Raw genomic sequence first — 14,675 nt, forward strand, 5'->3', positions numbered from 1 at the left:
GAGTGGTCCCCGGGGAACGCGACCGTCGCCGGTCCGCTGAAACAGATGACGTCATGACGGACCCGGGCGGCCCGGGCGAAAGCAGCCGGACAGCGGGCGAACGAAAGCGGCCGGGCAGAGGCCGGGCCGCTCACCGTCGCATCCGAGGGGGTCTCAGTAGTACCGGGGAAATTTTCAACGGACATGCAGGTCAGCAACCCCTTAGCAGGATGCCGCCGCAACATTCCGAGAGCACCTTGACCTGCATGTCCGTTGTTTCCGTGGCGATTGCCACCGGGACCCCGGATCACGGCGCACCCACCGGTACCGAGGCCTGAGGCATGGACTAGCTGTGCGGCACATAGTACTGTGTGCCACATGGTGACAGAAGGTGTGTACGACAAGCTCGAGCTGGAGCTGCGGCGTGGCGTCGTCGTCCTCGCCGCGCTGTCGCAGCTGCGCACCGCGCGCTACGGCTACGAACTGCGCCAATCGCTGGCGGAAAGCGGCATGCCGATCGAGGAGGGCACGCTCTACCCCCTGCTCAGGCGACTGGAGTCCCAAGGCGTGCTGACCAGCGAATGGCGCACCGACGGCGGCCCGCCACGCCGCTACTACGTGCTCAGCGCCGACGGCCTGGAGCTGCATCGACGGCTCACGGCCTCGTGGCGCGGACTCAACCACACCGTGGATCTTCTCCTGAAAGGCGGAGAGTGCCCATGACCCCCGACGACCTCATCCAGAGTTATGTGGACGACGTGGCCAGGCTGCTGCCGCGGGCGCAGCGGCGCGACGTCGGCTATGAGCTGCGCAGCCTGCTGACCGAACAGCTCGCCGCCGAAGCCGGGCAGGCGGGCCGCCCCGCCGACGAGGCGATGGCCACCGCCCTGGTGCTCGGCTACGGCCGTCCCGCCGAGACCGCCGCGAGATACCGTCAGCCGCTGATCCTCATCGATCCCGCCGACTCGCACCGATTCGTCAGGCTCGCCGTCATCGGTGTCGCCGTCATCTGGGTGCTCGGCCTGCTCGACACCCTCATGCAGCATCCGATCGCGTCGGCGGGCGACCTGCTCGGCGCGCTCGCTCAGTGGTGGACCGACTCCGGCGTGGGCGCGCTGTGGTGGCCCGGCATGCTCGTGGCCGGTTTCGCCGCTGCCGCGTGGTGGCGCCGTGCCCGGCCGGGCGCCGTCGCGTGGCGGCCTCGCCGCTTCGGGCGCGATCAGGTCAGCCGCCTCGGCTGTGTGGCCGCCGTCGTCGCGGGAGGGGCGGGGTTGTTCCTGCTGTTCAACGGGGACGTGCTGCTCGGGGGGCAGGCCGCGCCCGAGGCCTACCGGGCGCTGGCGATGGACGAGGGGTTCCTGCGTGAGCGTGCGCCCTGGCTGGTGGCGGCGCTGGCCGGGCACTTCGTGCTGTACGCGGTGCTGATCGTCCGTGGGAGGTGGCAGCCGTTGACCAGGCGCATCGAGATCGGGCTGACCCTCGCCGCGTGCGCGGTCTTCGGCTGGGTCACCGCGGCGGGTGCGATGTTCGCCGCCGAGCCCGCCGACCAGATCGTGAAGGTCGTGCTGGTCGCCTCCATCGTCGTGGGCCTGCTCGACGCGGCACGCAAGCTCTATCGTGAGCTGCGCACCGCGCCCTATTCGCCGACCACCTGATCGCCGCAGGGCGGCCGGGGCGGGAGGCCTCCCGCCCCGGCCGGGATCTCAGGGACGGCTCCGCCCCGACCTGCGCATCTCCTTGTGGATGATCTTCCATTTGTTCTGCAGCTCCTTGCGAAGCCGCGCGTCACTCCTGGAGGCCATCCAGGCCGCCTCGCGCTGGAGCTTGTTCCAGCTCTCCAGCCGCCGCTCGGGGAGCGAACCGTCCTCGACGGCGGCGATCACCGCGCAGCCGGGCTCGCTGTCGTGCCCGCAGTCGGCGAAACGGCACCGCTCGGCGAGCTCCTCGATGTCGGAGAAGACCATGTCCACGCCCTCCCCCATGTCGTAGAGGCCGATACGGCGGATGCCGGGCGTGTCGATGACGAGGCCGCCTCCGCGCAACGGGATGAGCTCGCGGTGCACCGTGGTGTGACGCCCCCTGCCGTCATTGGCCCTGACCTGCTGGGTCTCCATCACCTCCATCTCGGCCAGCGCGTTGACCAGGGTGGACTTGCCCGCGCCCGAGGCGCCGAGCACGACGGCGGTGCGCGTTCCCTCCAGGTGGCCGCGCACGATGCCGACCCCCTCGCCGCTGATGGAGGAGACCGCGTGCACGTCGACCCCTGGGGCGGCCGTCGCGACCTCCCGCATCAGGAAGTCGAGGCTGTCACCGGCGAGGTCGGACTTGGTGACGAGCACCACGGGCAGGGCGCCGCTCTCCCAGGCCAGCGCGAGCAGCCGCTCGATCCGGCCGAGGTCGGCGGTGTCGGTGGCGTGCAGGGCGGGTTCGGCGACGAAGACGACGTCGACGTTGGCCGCCAGCACCTGCCCCTGGGAGTCGCCGGACAGGCCACCCCGGGAAACCCTGCCGACGCCGCCACGCACGAACGCGGTACGGCGGGACAGGAGCGCTTCGAGTTCGAAACGCCCCTCGGGCAGCGCCCTGAGTCCCGCCCAGTCTCCGACGCAGGGCAGGGCGACGGGGTCGGCGGCGGCGGCCCGCCGTACGGCGGCGCCGTAGTGGGCCTGCAGATGACCGTCCGCGCACAGCACCTCGGCGGCGCCGCGGTCGACACGCGCGACCCTGGCGGGGATCAGGCCGACGGGCAGCTCCGCGGCGAGCGAGTCGTTCCAGCCGAGCGAGGACAGCTCAAAGGAACCGGTGAAACGTGAAGAGGACAACGTGGGTACACCCTTTTCGAAAGGCCGGGTGCCCCTGTTGGAAGTCGGCTAGACGAGCACCCGGAGGTTGACTGACGGCAGGCTGAAAACAACGACCCGCATGTCCTCACCTCCAGATCTCCTGGCCACCGCTCCAGGCGGTGGCGTCGCCGCAGACGCAGACGGCGCCTGTCTGCAGAACTGTAACGCAGTCCCACCCCTCCCACGCAAACCATTTCCCGTGTCCCGTTCCGGCCGGGAACGGGAGAACCCGCCCTCCGCGGGACCCGCCGCCGGGGGCCCGGCCGTACGGCTGGGGGCACAGACGTATGCCGGGCAGGCACAGCCGTACGGCGGGCGGGCACGCGAAAGCCCCGGGACGGCATGGTCCCGGGGCTCAGGCGGACGTCCGGCTCGCGGGCGTCACAGGCCGCGGCGGCTCACCGGCGCGCGGGCGGTCTCACAGGCCGGGGGCGGGGAAGTGACTCGTCAGCTCCCGCACCTCACCGTGGACCCGGGTGATGACGTGCTTCGCCTCGTCCTCGTCCTTGGCCAGGGCGCTGACCACCTGGTCGATCCAGGCGCCGATCTGGCGCATCTCGGTCACGCCCATGCCGCGGCTGGTCACGCCCGCGGTGCCGATCCGGATGCCGGAGGGGTCGAAGGGCTTGCGCGTGTCGAACGGCACGGTGTTGTAGTTGGTCTCGAGACCGGCCTTGTCCAGGGCCTGCGCGGCGGGCTTGCCGCCGATGCCCTTGGGGCTCAGGTCGAACAGGATCAGGTGGTTGTCCGTGCCGCCGGAGACCAGGTCGAAGCCACGGCTCTTGAGCTCCTCGGCCAGCGCCTGGGCGTTCAGGACGATCTGGCGCGCGTAGTCCTTGAACTCGTCGGTCGCCGCCTCCTTCAGCGCCACCGCGATGGCCGCGGTGGTGTGGTTGTGCGGACCGCCCTGCAGACCCGGGAAGACGGCCTTGTTGAGCGCGGTCGCGTGCTCGTCGGAGGTGGCCATGAGCATCGCGCCGCGGGGGCCGCGCAGGGTCTTGTGGGTCGTGGTCGAGATGACGTCGGCGTGACCGACCGGCGACGGGTGGGCGCCACCGGCGACCAGGCCCGCGATGTGCGCGATGTCGGCGGCCAGCACGGCGCCGACCTCGCGGGCGATCTCGGCGAAGGCGGGGAAGTCGATGGTGCGCGGGATCGCGGTGCCGCCGCAGAAGATCAGCTTGGGCCGCTCGCGGAGGGCGATCTCACGGACCTCGTCCATGTCGACGCGGCCGGTGTCCTGGCGCACGCCGTAGCGGACCGGGTTGAACCACTTGCCGGTCGCCGAGACCGACCAGCCGTGGGTGAGGTGGCCGCCGAACGGCAGGCCCATGCCCATGACGGTGTCACCCGGCTGCAGGAAGGCCAGGTAGATGGCGAGGTTGGCGGGCGAGCCCGAGTAGGGCTGGACGTTGGCGTGGTTCACGCCGAACAGGGACTTGGCCCGCTCGATGGCGAGGGTCTCGACCTGGTCGATGACCTGCTGGCCCTCGTAGTAACGCTTGCCGGGGTATCCCTCGGAGTATTTGTTGGTGAGCACGGTGCCGGTGGCCTCGAGGACCGCCTTGGAGACATAGTTCTCCGAGGCGATCAGCTTCACGGTGTCGGCCTGACGGCGCTCCTCCGCCTTGATGAGCTCGGCGATCTGCGGATCGACGTTGGATAGAGAACCCATGGCGCCTTCACTCCCCTGTCATCGTTGACAACGTGCGAAGACCCAGGCGTACGGCCTCCGCTGTTTCCGCTCCCCGGTGGTCTCTCCCACCCAATGCGCCAGTCGCGCTTTAGACGATAGCGGACTGTCCGTACTCAGCCCGCACGCGCTGCGCGACCGGCGCCGTCGACCGGCCAGAGTCTGTCCACCTCCGCGTTGAGCGTCGCACCGATGAGCACGGCCAGAGCGGTGATGTAGAGCCACAGCAGCACCGCGATCGGGGCGGCGAGCGAGCCGTAGATGGAGACCGGGGAGAACCAGGCGGCCAGCACCGCACGCAGCACGGCGGCGCAGGCGATCCAGATGATGAGGGCGAGCACGGCCCCCGGCGTCTCCCGCCACCAGCGCGTACGCACCGGGACGCTCACGTGGTACAGCAGCGTGAGGAAGAACACCGAGCCGATGACCACAACCGGCCAGTAGAGGCTGTTGACCAGGCCCGCGTAGTCGGGAGGCAGAGCGCCGCGCAACGCCACCGGGCCGAGGACAAGGACCGGCATGACCAGCAGCCCGATCAGCAGGCCCGCGAGATAGAGGCCGAAGGACATCAGGCGGGTGCGGATGATGCCCCGCTCCTCGCCGAGCCCGTAGGCCAGTGAGATCAGATCGACGTAGACGAACAGCGCCCGCGAGCCCGACCACAGGGCCAGCAGAAAGCCGAGTGAGATCAGGGACACCTGGTTCTCGGGTTTCAGCACGTCGTCGATGAGCGGGGTGACGACGGTGTCGACGGCGTTGTCGGTGAACAGCAGGTGGGCCTGCGCCTGGATCCAGTCACTGACGTTCTTGACCGTCTCGGGGCCGAAAACCTTGGTGAGCTGGCCGAGCACGCCGATCAGGCCGAGCATGAACGGCGGCAGCGACAGCAGGGCGAAGAAGGCCGCCTCCCCGGCCAGCCCCGTGACGCGGTAGGTGACGCCCGCGTTCGTCGTGGCGCTCGCCAGGGCCCAGGTTTCGGTTCCCCGCACCCAGGACAAACCGGCGCGCAGCCTGGCCCTGGCCGCGCCCGCTGTGCGCTTTCGCGGCCCGCGTCTGCGCGCAGGGGCGTCGGTGGACGTCATGCCACACAACGGTATGCGCAGCGTCCCTTGATCACGAGTCTGCTCGGCAACGATCGAATCTCGGGTCCGTTAACACCCGAAGATCAGGTCCGTTATCACCGCCACCTGCGACGGAACGCTACCCGCGGTAGAACGCCTCGGCGTCGTCCACGTCGACGATCCTGGCGCCGAGCGGCAGCAGGGAGATGGGGATCATCTTGATGTTCGCGATGCCCAGCGGGATGCCGATGATCGAAAGGAACAGCGGGATCGAGGTGATCAGGTGGCCGATGGCCAGCCAGATCCCGGCGACGACACACCAGATCACGTTTCCCACCGTCGACAGGCAGCCCGCGCCCGGGTCGCGCACCACGGTCCGCCCGAAGGGCCACAGGGCGTAGGCGGCGATCCTGAACGACGCGATGCCGAACGGGATCGTGATGATCAGGATGCAGCAGATGACGCCCGCGATGACATAGCCGAGAGCCAGCCAGATTCCCGCGAACACCAGCCAGATGACATTCAACAACGTGCGCATACTTCGAGCATCTCAAGAGGGGCTGGAACGGCTCCATCGGGTGCCCCCCTGAGAAATCCCTGAGCCGAGCGGCCGTCTCCCCCTGCCGGGCGGCCCCGCGAACGCCTGGGCGATGTCCGCCCACGCCCGCGCGGTCTCGCCCCTCACCTCGAGGAAGGTGTCGTCGAGATGGCGGCGCTGGACCACCAGGAGGCAGAAGTCGAGCGCCGTCCCCTTGACCAGGTTCGCGGCCCCGATCGGGCCCGCCGTCCATGACGAGCCGTCCGGCAGTGTCAGCTCGACCCGGATCGGGTCCGCGGGCGGCGCCAGGCCCCTGACCGCGAAGCCGTACGGCATGGCCCGCACTCCGATGTTCGCCACGTGCCTGAGCCTGGCGGTGGGGATCCGCACGACGCCGAGCGCGTCGGCCACGTCCTGCCCGTGGGCCCAGGTCTCCATCAGCCGGGCGGTGACAAAGGAGGCAGCCGACATGTCCGGCCCGTACCAGGGCAGCCGGGTCGCGGACGCGAGCCCAGCGAAGGCCTCGAGGCTTCTGGCCCTGGCCACGCGGAACCAGTCGTGGAGCAGGGCGGAGGTGAGGCCGCGTGAGGCGGCCGCCAGCTCGTCGATCGCGGACTCGCCCTGGTCGAGGAAGGCGTGCCGCGCGGCGCGGAAGGCCTCGGGGTCGGTCGCGGCGACGGTCGCCGCGTCGTCGAACCAGGCGAGGTGGCTGATCTGGTCGCGCACCGCCCAGCCCTCCGCCGGGGTCGGCAGCTCCCAGGCCGCGGGATCGAGCCCGCGGATCACGCCGTCCAGCTCCTCCGTCTCCGCGCGTAGATCCGCGACCAGTTCCCCCATCAGGCCCACGGCGCCTCCTCGTCACGGCTCAGGCAAGGGTAACCGAGCGATGTTCTACAAGGAACGGCCGCACAATGGGAGGGTGATCTGCGATAGATGCAAGGAACACCGGCACGACGAGTGCAGGGGCGGCTCGTGGTGCGACTGCCAGCATCAGCCCGCCGGCGAGGCGGCCAAGCCCAGGGAGTCCGCACTGGACTGGCCGCGCCAGGGCTGAGCCCGCCACGCCAAGGTTGAACCTGGAGAAAGTCCAGATTTTGGACCTCGCATTGGACATCTCGGGCCGCCAAGGTATCGTCATGGACATGCCAGCGGACCCAATGCTCGTCGTGCGACGCCACGTCGACCTTCTGCGTGTCCGCAGCGCCATCTGTCGTGACGTCCGTTGACCGTCGCCCTCCGCTGATTTCACCCAGCTCGGGCGCGTGACAGGCGTCCTCCTCCGTGAGTAACCACCCCCGCACTCAACGATGAGACGGCAGGGAGTGCCTGTGCGTGTCCGGAAATCACTCACCGATTCACAAAGGACGCGCACATGACGACCCCGGCCAGGCCGGCTAACCGCCACCACAAGCGCCCGCGAGGCGAAGGTCAGTGGGCTCTCGGTTACCGCGAACCGCTGAACAAGAACGAGGAGAACAAGAAGAACGACGACGGGCTCAACGTCCGTCAGCGGATCATCGACATCTACTCGAAGGGCGGCTTCGACTCCATCGACCCGGCCGACCTGCGGGGCCGGATGCGCTGGTACGGGCTCTACACCCAGCGCAAGCCCGGGATCGACGGCGGCAAGACCGCGATCCTGGAGCCCGAGGAGCTCGACGACCGCTACTTCATGCTCCGGGTCCGGATCGACGGCGGCAGGCTCAACCTGGAGCAGCTGCGCGCCATCGCCGACATCTCCAACCTCTACGGTCGCGGCACCGCCGACGTCACCGACCGGCAGAACATCCAGCTCCACTGGATCGAGATCGAGTCCGTCCCCGACATCTGGAACCGCCTCGAAGCGGTCGGCCTGTCCACGACCGAGGCCTGTGGCGACACCCCGCGCGTCATCCTGGGCTGTCCGCTCGCCGGGATCGACACCGGCGAGGTGCTCGACGGCACCGCGCTGATCCAGGAGATCTACGACACCTACATCGGCGACCCGGCGTTCTCCAACCTGCCCCGCAAGTTCAAGACCGCGGTGAGCGGCTGCCCCGCGCACTGCACGGTGCACGAGATCAACGACATCGCCTTCGTCGGCGTGGTCAACGAGCAGGGCGAGAAGGGCTACGACCTGTGGGTCGGCGGCGGCCTGTCCACCAACCCGATGCTGGCCAAGCGGCTGGGCGTCTTCGTCACCCCCGAGCAGGTCAGCGCGGTCTGGGGCGGCGTGATCGGCATCTTCCGCGACTACGGCTACCGCCGCCTGCGGCACAGGGCGCGGATCAAGTTCCTGGTCAACGACTGGGGTGTGGAGAAGTTCAGGGAGATCCTGGAGACCGAGTACCTCGGCCACGCCCTGCCCGACGGGCCCGCCCCCGAGCAGCCCCGTGGCGGGCGCAGGGACCACGTGGGCGTCTTCCAGCAGAAGGACGGCAACTTCTACGTCGGCTTCGCGCCCAAGGTCGGCCGCCTCGACGGTGACAAGCTGCACCTGATCGCCGACATCGCCGAGCGGCACGGCTCGAACCGGGTCCACACCACGGTCGAGCAGAAGATGGTCATCCTCGACGTCGCCCCCGAGCGGGTGGACAGCATCGTGGCCGAGCTTGAGGCGAACGACCTGCGGGTCAACCCCTCCACCTTCCGCCGCCAGACCATGGCGTGCACCGGCATCGAGTTCTGCAAGCTGGCGATCGTCGAGACCAAGGCCACCGGGGCCAACCTGATCGACGAGCTCGAGCGGCGGCTGCCCGACTTCAAGGAGCCGCTGACCATCAACGTCAACGGCTGCCCCAACTCCTGCGCGCGCATCCAGGTCGCCGACATCGGCCTCAAGGGCCAGCTCGTCGTCAACGACGCGGGCGAGCAGGTCGAGGGCTTCCAGGTCCACCTGGGCGGCTCGCTGGGCGTCAACCCGGGCTTCGGCCGCAAGGTCCGCGGTCTGAAGGCCACCGCCGAGGAGCTTCCCGACTACGTGGAGCGCGTCGTGCGCAACTTCGAGAAGCAGCGCAACGACAGTGAGACCTTCTCCGAGTGGGTCCAGCGCGCCGACGAGGCGGACCTCAAGTGAGCGAACGAGCGGTTCCCTTCCACTGCCCCTACTGCGGTGAAGAGGACCTCGAACCCTACGAGGGCGACGGCGGCTGGTACTGCCGCTCGTGCGCCCGCGCCTTCAAGTTGAAGTTTCTCGGCATCGGGGTGCGGTCGTGACAGGCGGCGGCCCCGGCGCGATGAGTGAAGTGGCCCGCGAGGCGCGAACGGCCCACAAGGCACGAACGGCCCGTGCAGCGAATGAGGAGTGGTGAGCGAGCGATGACACTGGTGGACATCGAAGTCGGATTACGGCAGCAGCGTGGCACGCTGGACCTGCAGGACATCGTCGAGTCGGCGGGGCGGTTCCTCGAGGACGCCTCCGCGCTCGAGATCATCCGCTGGGCCGCGGCCACGTTCGGCGACCGGCTCTGCCTGACCTCCTCGATGAGCGACGCCCTGCTGATCGACCTGGTGAGCCGGGTCAAGCCCGGCGTCGACGTGCTGTTCATCGACACGGGCTACCACTTCGCCGAGACGATCGGCACCCGTGACGCGGTGCGGCAGGTCTACGACGTGAACGTGATCGACGTCACGCCGTCCAGGACCGTCGCCGAGCAGGAGCGCGACCTCGGCCCCCGCCTGTTCGGGCGCAACCCCGACCTGTGCTGCTACCTGCGCAAGGTCGAGCCGCTCAACCGCGCGCTCGAGCCGTACCTCGCCTGGGTCTCCGGCATCCGCCGCGACGAGGCCGTCACCCGCGCCGGGGTGAAGGTCGTCGAGTGGGACGCCAAGCGCCAGATGGTGAAGATCAACCCGATCGCCCGCTGGACGCAGGAGGACGTCGACAACTACATGGCCGACAACGGCGTGCTGATCAACCCGCTGCACTACGACAACTACCCCTCGATCGGCTGCGGCCCCTGCACCCGCCAGGTCGCGCCCGGCGAGGACCCGCGCAGCGGTCGCTGGGCGGGCATGGGCAAGACGGAATGCGGACTGCATCTATGACGCCTGTGACGTGGCGCCCGCGTGGCACGACGTCCGCACCGCCGCCGTTGATCGCGGTGGCGCACGGGTCCCGCGACCCGCGCGCCGCCGCGACGGTCGAGGACCTGCTCGACCTCGTACGGCGGGCCCGCCCGGAGATCCCGGTGCGCACCGCCTACCTCGACCACGCCCCACCGACGCTCGCGATGGCGTTGTCCGGGCTGACCGAGGCGGCGGTGCTGCCGCTGCTGCTCACCGAGGCCTACCACAGCCGGGTGGACATCCCCGGCGCGCTGGCCGAGGCGGCGGCCCGCAGGCCGCTGCTGCGGGTGCACCGGGGCGCCACGCTCGGCCCGCACCCGCTGCTGGTCACCGCGCTCGAACGGCGCCTGGCCGAGGCGGGGGTCGAGCCCGGTGACCCCGGCACCGCGGTGGTGCTGGTCTCGGCGGGCTCAAGCGACCGGCGGGCCAACGCGACGGTCGCCGGGGTCGCCGCAGAGTGGGCGGCACGGCGCGGCTGGTGGTCGGTGACCGCCGCCTACGCCTCCGCCGCCGAGCCGACGCCGGAGCGGGAGGTCGGGCGGCTGCTGGAGGCCGGGGCCCCGCGCGTGGTCGTCGCCCCCTACCTGCTGGCTCCGGGTTACTTCGCCGACAAGATCCGCCGTGACACCCTGGCCGCGGGCGCCGAGGTCGTCGCGGACGTGCTCGGCGCCGCCCCCGAGCTTGCGGCCGTGTTAATCGAACGTTACGAGCAGGCCCTGCGCGGGACGGAACGGTCAGCCACCGCCTGACCCGGTCTCGGGGTATTCGGGAAAGAGGGTCCAGGTGGGCGCCGGGGACAGGGGCGGAATACTCTCGTCCGCGAAACGGCAGTCGGGACCGCTGTCGCACGGCTCGACCCGGGGGTCGGTGAGCGTGAGACGTATCTCGGCGCGCCTCCCGTCCGCGAACCCCAGCACCTGCCGTGCGTCCTCCTCGTTCACCAGCGGCCTGCCCAGTCTCCTGACGGAACCGGAGGACACCACGGCGAACTCCAGGCGCCCGGTGCCCTTCGGCACCGTCATGCTGACGAAGCCGTCTTTGCACAGCAGGGCGTTCTGGTAGGCGCCGTCCAGCCAGTAGAGCGCCACCGTCCCGCGCGGGCAGGCAAGATTCCCCCAGGCGTTCTCACTGCCCTGGTATTCCGGAATGCCGACGGCGACGCGCTCCCCCATCCAGGAGTACCGCCTGTCCAGGATGCCGACGTAGACCCCGCGGGCGCCGTACCTGGGCGAGGGCTGGGCCATCACCCCGGTCCAGACGTCGTCGGGGGCCCCGCCGCCCCCCGAGCGGGGCAGGGTCAGCATCGCCGTGACCGCGAGCCCGGCCGCGACCGCCCCGCCCAGCAGGCGCAGGCGGCGGCGCCGGATCCCGCGGACCCGCCCGTCGACCTGGGCGACGGTGACCCCGCCGCTCGCGCCGTCTCCCGCGTCCCGCTCGAGGAACTCGCGCAGGTCGGATTCGGTGATCATCATGTCAGCTCCCCGAGATGGTCGCGGCCCTGGCCGCGGGATCGACGCGCAACTTGGCCAGCGCCCGTGTGGCCTGGCTGCGCACGGTGACCTCCGAGCAGCCGAGGATCTCGGCGATCTCCCTGTCGGGGAGATCCGCGTAGTAGCGCAGCACCAGCACGGCCCGCTGCCTGGCGGGCAGCGCCCCAAGGGCGGTGCGGACCGCCTCGCGGACGCCGAGGTCGCCGGTCGGATCCTCCGTGGCGTGCTCCGGCAGGACCTCGGTCGGGACCTCGCCCCGCCACCTCCTGCGCCACCAGCTCGCGTGGGTGTTGGCCAGGATCCGGTAGACGTAGGGGTCGGGATCGTCCCCCACTCTGCGCCAGGCGAACCACGCCTTGGCTAACGCCGTCTGCAGCAGGTCCTCCGCCAGCCCCCAGTCACGGCAGAGCAGGTAGGCGGTACGCAGCAGACGGGCCGAACGCTGCTCGACGTAGCGCTCGAAGTCGGCCCGGTCTCGCATCCGAAGTCCTCACTGGTCGGTGGTGTTCACCGATCACTACCGTTCGGACCCCGCGGGACGTTGCACGGGCTCGGGAGGTTACCGCTCGCGCTCCCGGCGATCCCGCCTGTGCTGCCAGGCGTGGGAGCGGTCGCCGGAGTCGTCGGAGACCGCGTGCCACCCGTGCGGATCGGCGTGCGGCAGGGAGGGAGGCTGCTCGCCCGTGAGCTCGCCCCGCAACTCGCCCCGCAGCTCACGCCACTGCTCCCGCCAGGCGGCCCACGGCTTCTTGATGGGCTTGGCCTTGGAGTCGCCGATCACCTTGAGGTCGCCCATGACCACATAGGCCTTGATCCGGACGAGCGGCACGTTCAAGCCGGGAGGAGCCTCGATGACCTGGACCTTCTTATCCCCCATGATCGTGATTCCATCGATCTCGATGTCCACGCCGTCCGGCACGATGATCTTCACATCGCCCATGACCGAGGTGGCGACGATGTCGACCACCCCGGTGCGGACCTCCGCCTCGCGCAGGTCGAGCACGACGTCGCCCATCACGGCGACCGCGCCGAGTCCCTGGTCGATCCGCCACTTGCCGCGGCGCTTGGAGTCGCCCATCACGGCCACGAACCACTGCCGCGCCCTGCCTCCCCGCGGCGCCGCAGGCTCGGCGGGCGCGTAGGCGAGCCCAGGTGCCGCCTGGGCGGCCGAGGGCAGGTCGGCGGTGATGACGGCCAGCTCCGCCTGGGTGAGAGCGGTGTAGGCCGCCTCCGTGCGCTCGGTCAACTCCCCGAGCGTCAGGCGTCCCTCAACGGAGGCGACGCGCAGCCGCTCGACGGCGGCCTCCCGCTCTGCGTCCGAGACCCGTATTGCGCCGGGATCGTTCATAACTCACAACATATCGCGAGTTGTCCCGGCGATGGGTCCTCCGTAAGGAGGACATGACTGTTTACACCGTCGTGAATCCACGACCGGCGGTCCGTACCGGTACGAATCCGCGACCGCGCGCGGCCCCGGCCCGCCCATACCCCAACGGCGTGCCGGGACAGGCTAAGGTCCCCCTCATGTACGAAGAACTTCTGGAGGCGGTGGCCCGCGACGACGCCGAGCGCGCCGAGCGCCTGCTCCAGGGCGGGACGGCCGCCGACCCCACGGGCCCATCCGAGACCACGGCGCTGTACGCCGCCTCCGCGGGAGGCCGGACGGCGATCGTCGAGGCGCTGCTGGCGCACGGGGCCGACCCCGGGCGGATCAGCGGCGGCGAGGACGAGGGGCTGCCCCTGTGCGCGGCCGCCGCCCTGGACCACGTCGGGGTCGTCGAGGCGCTGCTGCGGGCCGGGGCCGACCCTTCGGGCAGGGAGGGCGGCGGATGGACCGCGCTGCTCTGGGCCGCCTCGAACGGCCGAGCCGACGCCCTCAAGACGCTGCTGGAGGCCGGGGCCGACCCCGAGGAGTCCAACGACAGCGGCGAGACCGCGCTCACCCTGGCCGTCAGGCGCGGGGCGCTGGGCGCGGTGCGCGCGCTCCTCGAGCGCGGGGCGGCGGCGGACAGGCCTGACGGCGAGGGCGACACCCCGCTGGCCATCGCCTACGACTGGCTGGGCACCCAGTTGGAGAGCGCGCTGCTTGAGCAGGTCACCGAGCAGGCTCCCGAGGGGTCCCAGTTCGTCGTCGGCCGCAGCCGCGCCGCTGACGGCACCGACCTGGTGACCGTCGCCGCCGTCGGGCCGGACGGGGAGCGCGTGGCCGAGCTGCGCTGCCAGCGTGGCCATGCGGCCGTCGCGACCCTCCTGGAGGACGCGACCGGGGAGCGGCTGCCCTTCGACGAGCTGGTCGAGCGGGCGCTGCCGTACCGGGACGTCGACGAGGAGGCGGAGACCTGGTGGGCGATCGCCGGCTCGCTGAGCGGGCGCGGGGACGAGGAGACCTTCGAGGCGGCGGCGCGACTGTGCGTCAGCGAGGACCCGCGCAAGCGGGAGTTCGCCGTCGACGTGCTCGCCGAGTTCGGCTTCACCGACGACGCCAAGCCCTTCCTCGACCGGACGCTGCCGATCCTGCGGCGGATGGCGGCCACGGAGGGCGACGAACGGGTGCTGCGCTCGGTGCTCGGCGCGCTCGGCCACCACGCCGACCCCCGCGCCCTGCCCGAGGTGCTGGAGATCGTCACCGCCAACGGCTGGACGCGCACCCAGGCCGATCCGGCCGCGCTGGCCGCCGTCCTGCCCCCCGGCCACGCGGAGGGACTCGCGCTGCTCGTCTCGATGACGGAGGATCCGGACGAGGAGGTGCGTGACTGGGCGACCATGGGCCTGGCGGGACTGAGCGAGGACACCGAGCTGATCCGTGACGCGCTGGCGGCGCGGCTTGAGGACGAGGACCTGAACACGGTCGCCGAGGCCACGCACGGACTCCTGACGCGCGGCGACCCGCGGGCCAAGCGGGGGGTCGAACGGGTCCTCGCCGAGAGCGAGGAGGACGACGACTACCTCCGCGACTTGGTCAGGGAGGGCTGACATCCGCCCGTGTCCGTGGATACGGGCGGCCCATTTTCACACCAAAGGGGT

The 14,675-nt window shown here is 70.6% G+C and carries 17 protein-coding genes and 1 riboswitch; of the genes, 9 read left to right on the forward strand and 8 right to left on the reverse strand.

Annotation, left to right across the window (positions count from 1 at the left end; genetic code table 11):
• The first annotated feature begins 357 nt into the window (after positions 1–357).
• Positions 358–702, forward strand: a complete 345-nt coding sequence (locus AB0395_RS12610) for a PadR family transcriptional regulator (protein WP_366279960.1) — start codon at positions 358–360, stop codon at positions 700–702.
• Positions 699–1,634: a hypothetical protein gene (locus AB0395_RS12615; RefSeq protein WP_366279962.1), complete on the forward strand. Its 936-nt coding sequence runs from the start codon at positions 699–701 to the stop codon at positions 1,632–1,634. The genes AB0395_RS12610 and AB0395_RS12615 overlap by 4 nt, the downstream gene beginning before the upstream one ends.
• Positions 1,635–1,682: 48 nt before the next feature.
• On the opposite strand, the gene rsgA is transcribed toward AB0395_RS12615, so the two are convergent.
• The 5 genes from rsgA to AB0395_RS12640 form a co-directional block, all read right to left on the reverse strand.
• The gene (gene rsgA / locus AB0395_RS12620; RefSeq protein ID WP_366279965.1) at positions 1,683–2,801 is read right to left on the reverse strand and encodes a ribosome small subunit-dependent GTPase A; all 1,119 of its coding nucleotides are present in this window, start codon (positions 2,799–2,801) and stop codon (positions 1,683–1,685) included.
• Positions 2,802–3,240: 439 nt separating this feature from the next.
• On the reverse strand, positions 3,241–4,497 hold the full coding sequence (glyA, locus tag AB0395_RS12625) for a serine hydroxymethyltransferase (RefSeq protein ID WP_366279967.1): 1,257 nt from the start codon (positions 4,495–4,497) through the stop codon (positions 3,241–3,243).
• A 33-nt stretch (positions 4,498–4,530) separates the two neighbouring features.
• Positions 4,531–4,613, reverse strand: a riboswitch (ZMP/ZTP riboswitch).
• Positions 4,614–4,631: 18 nt separating this feature from the next.
• Entirely contained in the window at positions 4,632–5,597 is a 966-nt protein-coding gene (locus tag AB0395_RS12630; RefSeq protein ID WP_366279970.1) for a YihY/virulence factor BrkB family protein, read from the reverse strand.
• 118 nt (positions 5,598–5,715) lie between these two features.
• On the reverse strand, positions 5,716–6,114 hold the full coding sequence (locus AB0395_RS12635) for a YccF domain-containing protein (RefSeq protein WP_366279972.1): 399 nt from the start codon (positions 6,112–6,114) through the stop codon (positions 5,716–5,718).
• Positions 6,115–6,126: 12 nt separating this feature from the next.
• Positions 6,127–6,951: a TIGR03084 family metal-binding protein gene (locus tag AB0395_RS12640; protein WP_366280126.1), complete on the reverse strand. Its 825-nt coding sequence runs from the start codon at positions 6,949–6,951 to the stop codon at positions 6,127–6,129.
• An 82-nt stretch (positions 6,952–7,033) separates the two neighbouring features.
• On the opposite strand from AB0395_RS12640, the gene AB0395_RS12645 reads away from it, so the two are divergent.
• The 6 genes from AB0395_RS12645 (at position 7,034) to AB0395_RS12670 (ending at position 10,910) form a co-directional block, all read left to right on the forward strand.
• Positions 7,034–7,168 carry a hypothetical protein gene (locus AB0395_RS12645; protein ID WP_366279974.1) on the forward strand — a complete coding sequence of 45 codons (135 nt, stop codon included), beginning with the start codon at positions 7,034–7,036 and terminating at the stop codon, positions 7,166–7,168.
• An 88-nt stretch (positions 7,169–7,256) separates the two neighbouring features.
• Positions 7,257–7,340, forward strand: coding sequence for a putative leader peptide (locus tag AB0395_RS12650; protein ID WP_366280128.1), 84 nt, complete (start codon positions 7,257–7,259; stop codon positions 7,338–7,340).
• 146 nt (positions 7,341–7,486) lie between these two features.
• On the forward strand, positions 7,487–9,169 hold the full coding sequence (locus tag AB0395_RS12655; protein WP_366279976.1) for a nitrite/sulfite reductase: 1,683 nt from the start codon (positions 7,487–7,489) through the stop codon (positions 9,167–9,169).
• Positions 9,166–9,309 carry an Insertion element protein gene (locus AB0395_RS12660; protein ID WP_184616917.1) on the forward strand — a complete coding sequence of 48 codons (144 nt, stop codon included), beginning with the start codon at positions 9,166–9,168 and terminating at the stop codon, positions 9,307–9,309. The genes AB0395_RS12655 and AB0395_RS12660 overlap by 4 nt, the downstream gene beginning before the upstream one ends.
• A 102-nt stretch (positions 9,310–9,411) precedes the next feature.
• Positions 9,412–10,140, forward strand: a complete 729-nt coding sequence (locus AB0395_RS12665; RefSeq protein ID WP_366279979.1) for a phosphoadenylyl-sulfate reductase — start codon at positions 9,412–9,414, stop codon at positions 10,138–10,140.
• Complete coding sequence (locus AB0395_RS12670; RefSeq protein WP_366279981.1) at positions 10,137–10,910, forward strand: sirohydrochlorin chelatase; 774 nt, start codon at positions 10,137–10,139, stop codon at positions 10,908–10,910. The genes AB0395_RS12665 and AB0395_RS12670 overlap by 4 nt, the downstream gene beginning before the upstream one ends.
• Here the strand turns inward: AB0395_RS12670 and AB0395_RS12675 are convergent.
• The 3 genes from AB0395_RS12675 to AB0395_RS12685 all read right to left on the reverse strand — a co-directional run bounded on the left by AB0395_RS12675 (position 10,896) and on the right by AB0395_RS12685 (position 12,999).
• Positions 10,896–11,633, reverse strand: coding sequence for a hypothetical protein (locus AB0395_RS12675; protein ID WP_366279984.1), 738 nt, complete (start codon positions 11,631–11,633; stop codon positions 10,896–10,898). The two genes, AB0395_RS12670 and AB0395_RS12675, sit on opposite strands and share 15 nt — an antisense overlap.
• Before the next feature lies 1 nt (position 11,634).
• Positions 11,635–12,132: a SigE family RNA polymerase sigma factor gene (locus AB0395_RS12680; RefSeq protein WP_366279986.1), complete on the reverse strand. Its 498-nt coding sequence runs from the start codon at positions 12,130–12,132 to the stop codon at positions 11,635–11,637.
• A 78-nt stretch (positions 12,133–12,210) separates the two neighbouring features.
• Positions 12,211–12,999: a DUF1707 domain-containing protein gene (locus AB0395_RS12685; protein WP_366279988.1), complete on the reverse strand. Its 789-nt coding sequence runs from the start codon at positions 12,997–12,999 to the stop codon at positions 12,211–12,213.
• A gap of 176 nt (positions 13,000–13,175) precedes the next feature.
• On the opposite strand from AB0395_RS12685, the gene AB0395_RS12690 reads away from it, so the two are divergent.
• The gene (locus tag AB0395_RS12690) at positions 13,176–14,624 is read left to right on the forward strand and encodes an ankyrin repeat domain-containing protein (protein WP_366279991.1); all 1,449 of its coding nucleotides are present in this window, start codon (positions 13,176–13,178) and stop codon (positions 14,622–14,624) included.
• Positions 14,625–14,675: the final 51 nt, after the last annotated feature.

Origin of the sequence: Streptosporangium sp. NPDC051023 (assembly GCF_040689595.1) — a bacterium.
GTDB lineage: Bacteria > Actinomycetota > Actinomycetes > Streptosporangiales > Streptosporangiaceae > Streptosporangium.

Bases quoted from the DNA above. Each gene is read 5' to 3' on its own strand.
- AB0395_RS12650 (WP_366280128.1), top strand. From the start codon at position 7,257: ATGCCAGCGGACCCAATGCTCGTCGTGCGACGCCACGTCGACCTTCTG.
- AB0395_RS12655 (WP_366279976.1), top strand. From the start codon at position 7,487: ATGACGACCCCGGCCAGGCCGGCTAACCGCCACCACAAGCGCCCGCGA.
- AB0395_RS12680 (WP_366279986.1), bottom strand. From the start codon at position 12,132: ATGCGAGACCGGGCCGACTTCGAGCGCTACGTCGAGCAGCGTTCGGCC.
- AB0395_RS12675 (WP_366279984.1), bottom strand. From the start codon at position 11,633: ATGATGATCACCGAATCCGACCTGCGCGAGTTCCTCGAGCGGGACGCG.
- AB0395_RS12670 (WP_366279981.1), top strand. From the start codon at position 10,137: ATGACGCCTGTGACGTGGCGCCCGCGTGGCACGACGTCCGCACCGCCG.
- AB0395_RS12690 (WP_366279991.1), top strand. From the start codon at position 13,176: ATGTACGAAGAACTTCTGGAGGCGGTGGCCCGCGACGACGCCGAGCGC.
- AB0395_RS12610 (WP_366279960.1), top strand. From the start codon at position 358: ATGGTGACAGAAGGTGTGTACGACAAGCTCGAGCTGGAGCTGCGGCGT.
- glyA (WP_366279967.1), bottom strand. From the start codon at position 4,497: ATGGGTTCTCTATCCAACGTCGATCCGCAGATCGCCGAGCTCATCAAG.
- AB0395_RS12615 (WP_366279962.1), top strand. From the start codon at position 699: ATGACCCCCGACGACCTCATCCAGAGTTATGTGGACGACGTGGCCAGG.
- AB0395_RS12635 (WP_366279972.1), bottom strand. From the start codon at position 6,114: ATGCGCACGTTGTTGAATGTCATCTGGCTGGTGTTCGCGGGAATCTGG.
- AB0395_RS12630 (WP_366279970.1), bottom strand. From the start codon at position 5,597: ATGACGTCCACCGACGCCCCTGCGCGCAGACGCGGGCCGCGAAAGCGC.
- AB0395_RS12685 (WP_366279988.1), bottom strand. From the start codon at position 12,999: ATGAACGATCCCGGCGCAATACGGGTCTCGGACGCAGAGCGGGAGGCC.
- AB0395_RS12665 (WP_366279979.1), top strand. From the start codon at position 9,412: ATGACACTGGTGGACATCGAAGTCGGATTACGGCAGCAGCGTGGCACG.
- AB0395_RS12640 (WP_366280126.1), bottom strand. From the start codon at position 6,951: ATGGGGGAACTGGTCGCGGATCTACGCGCGGAGACGGAGGAGCTGGAC.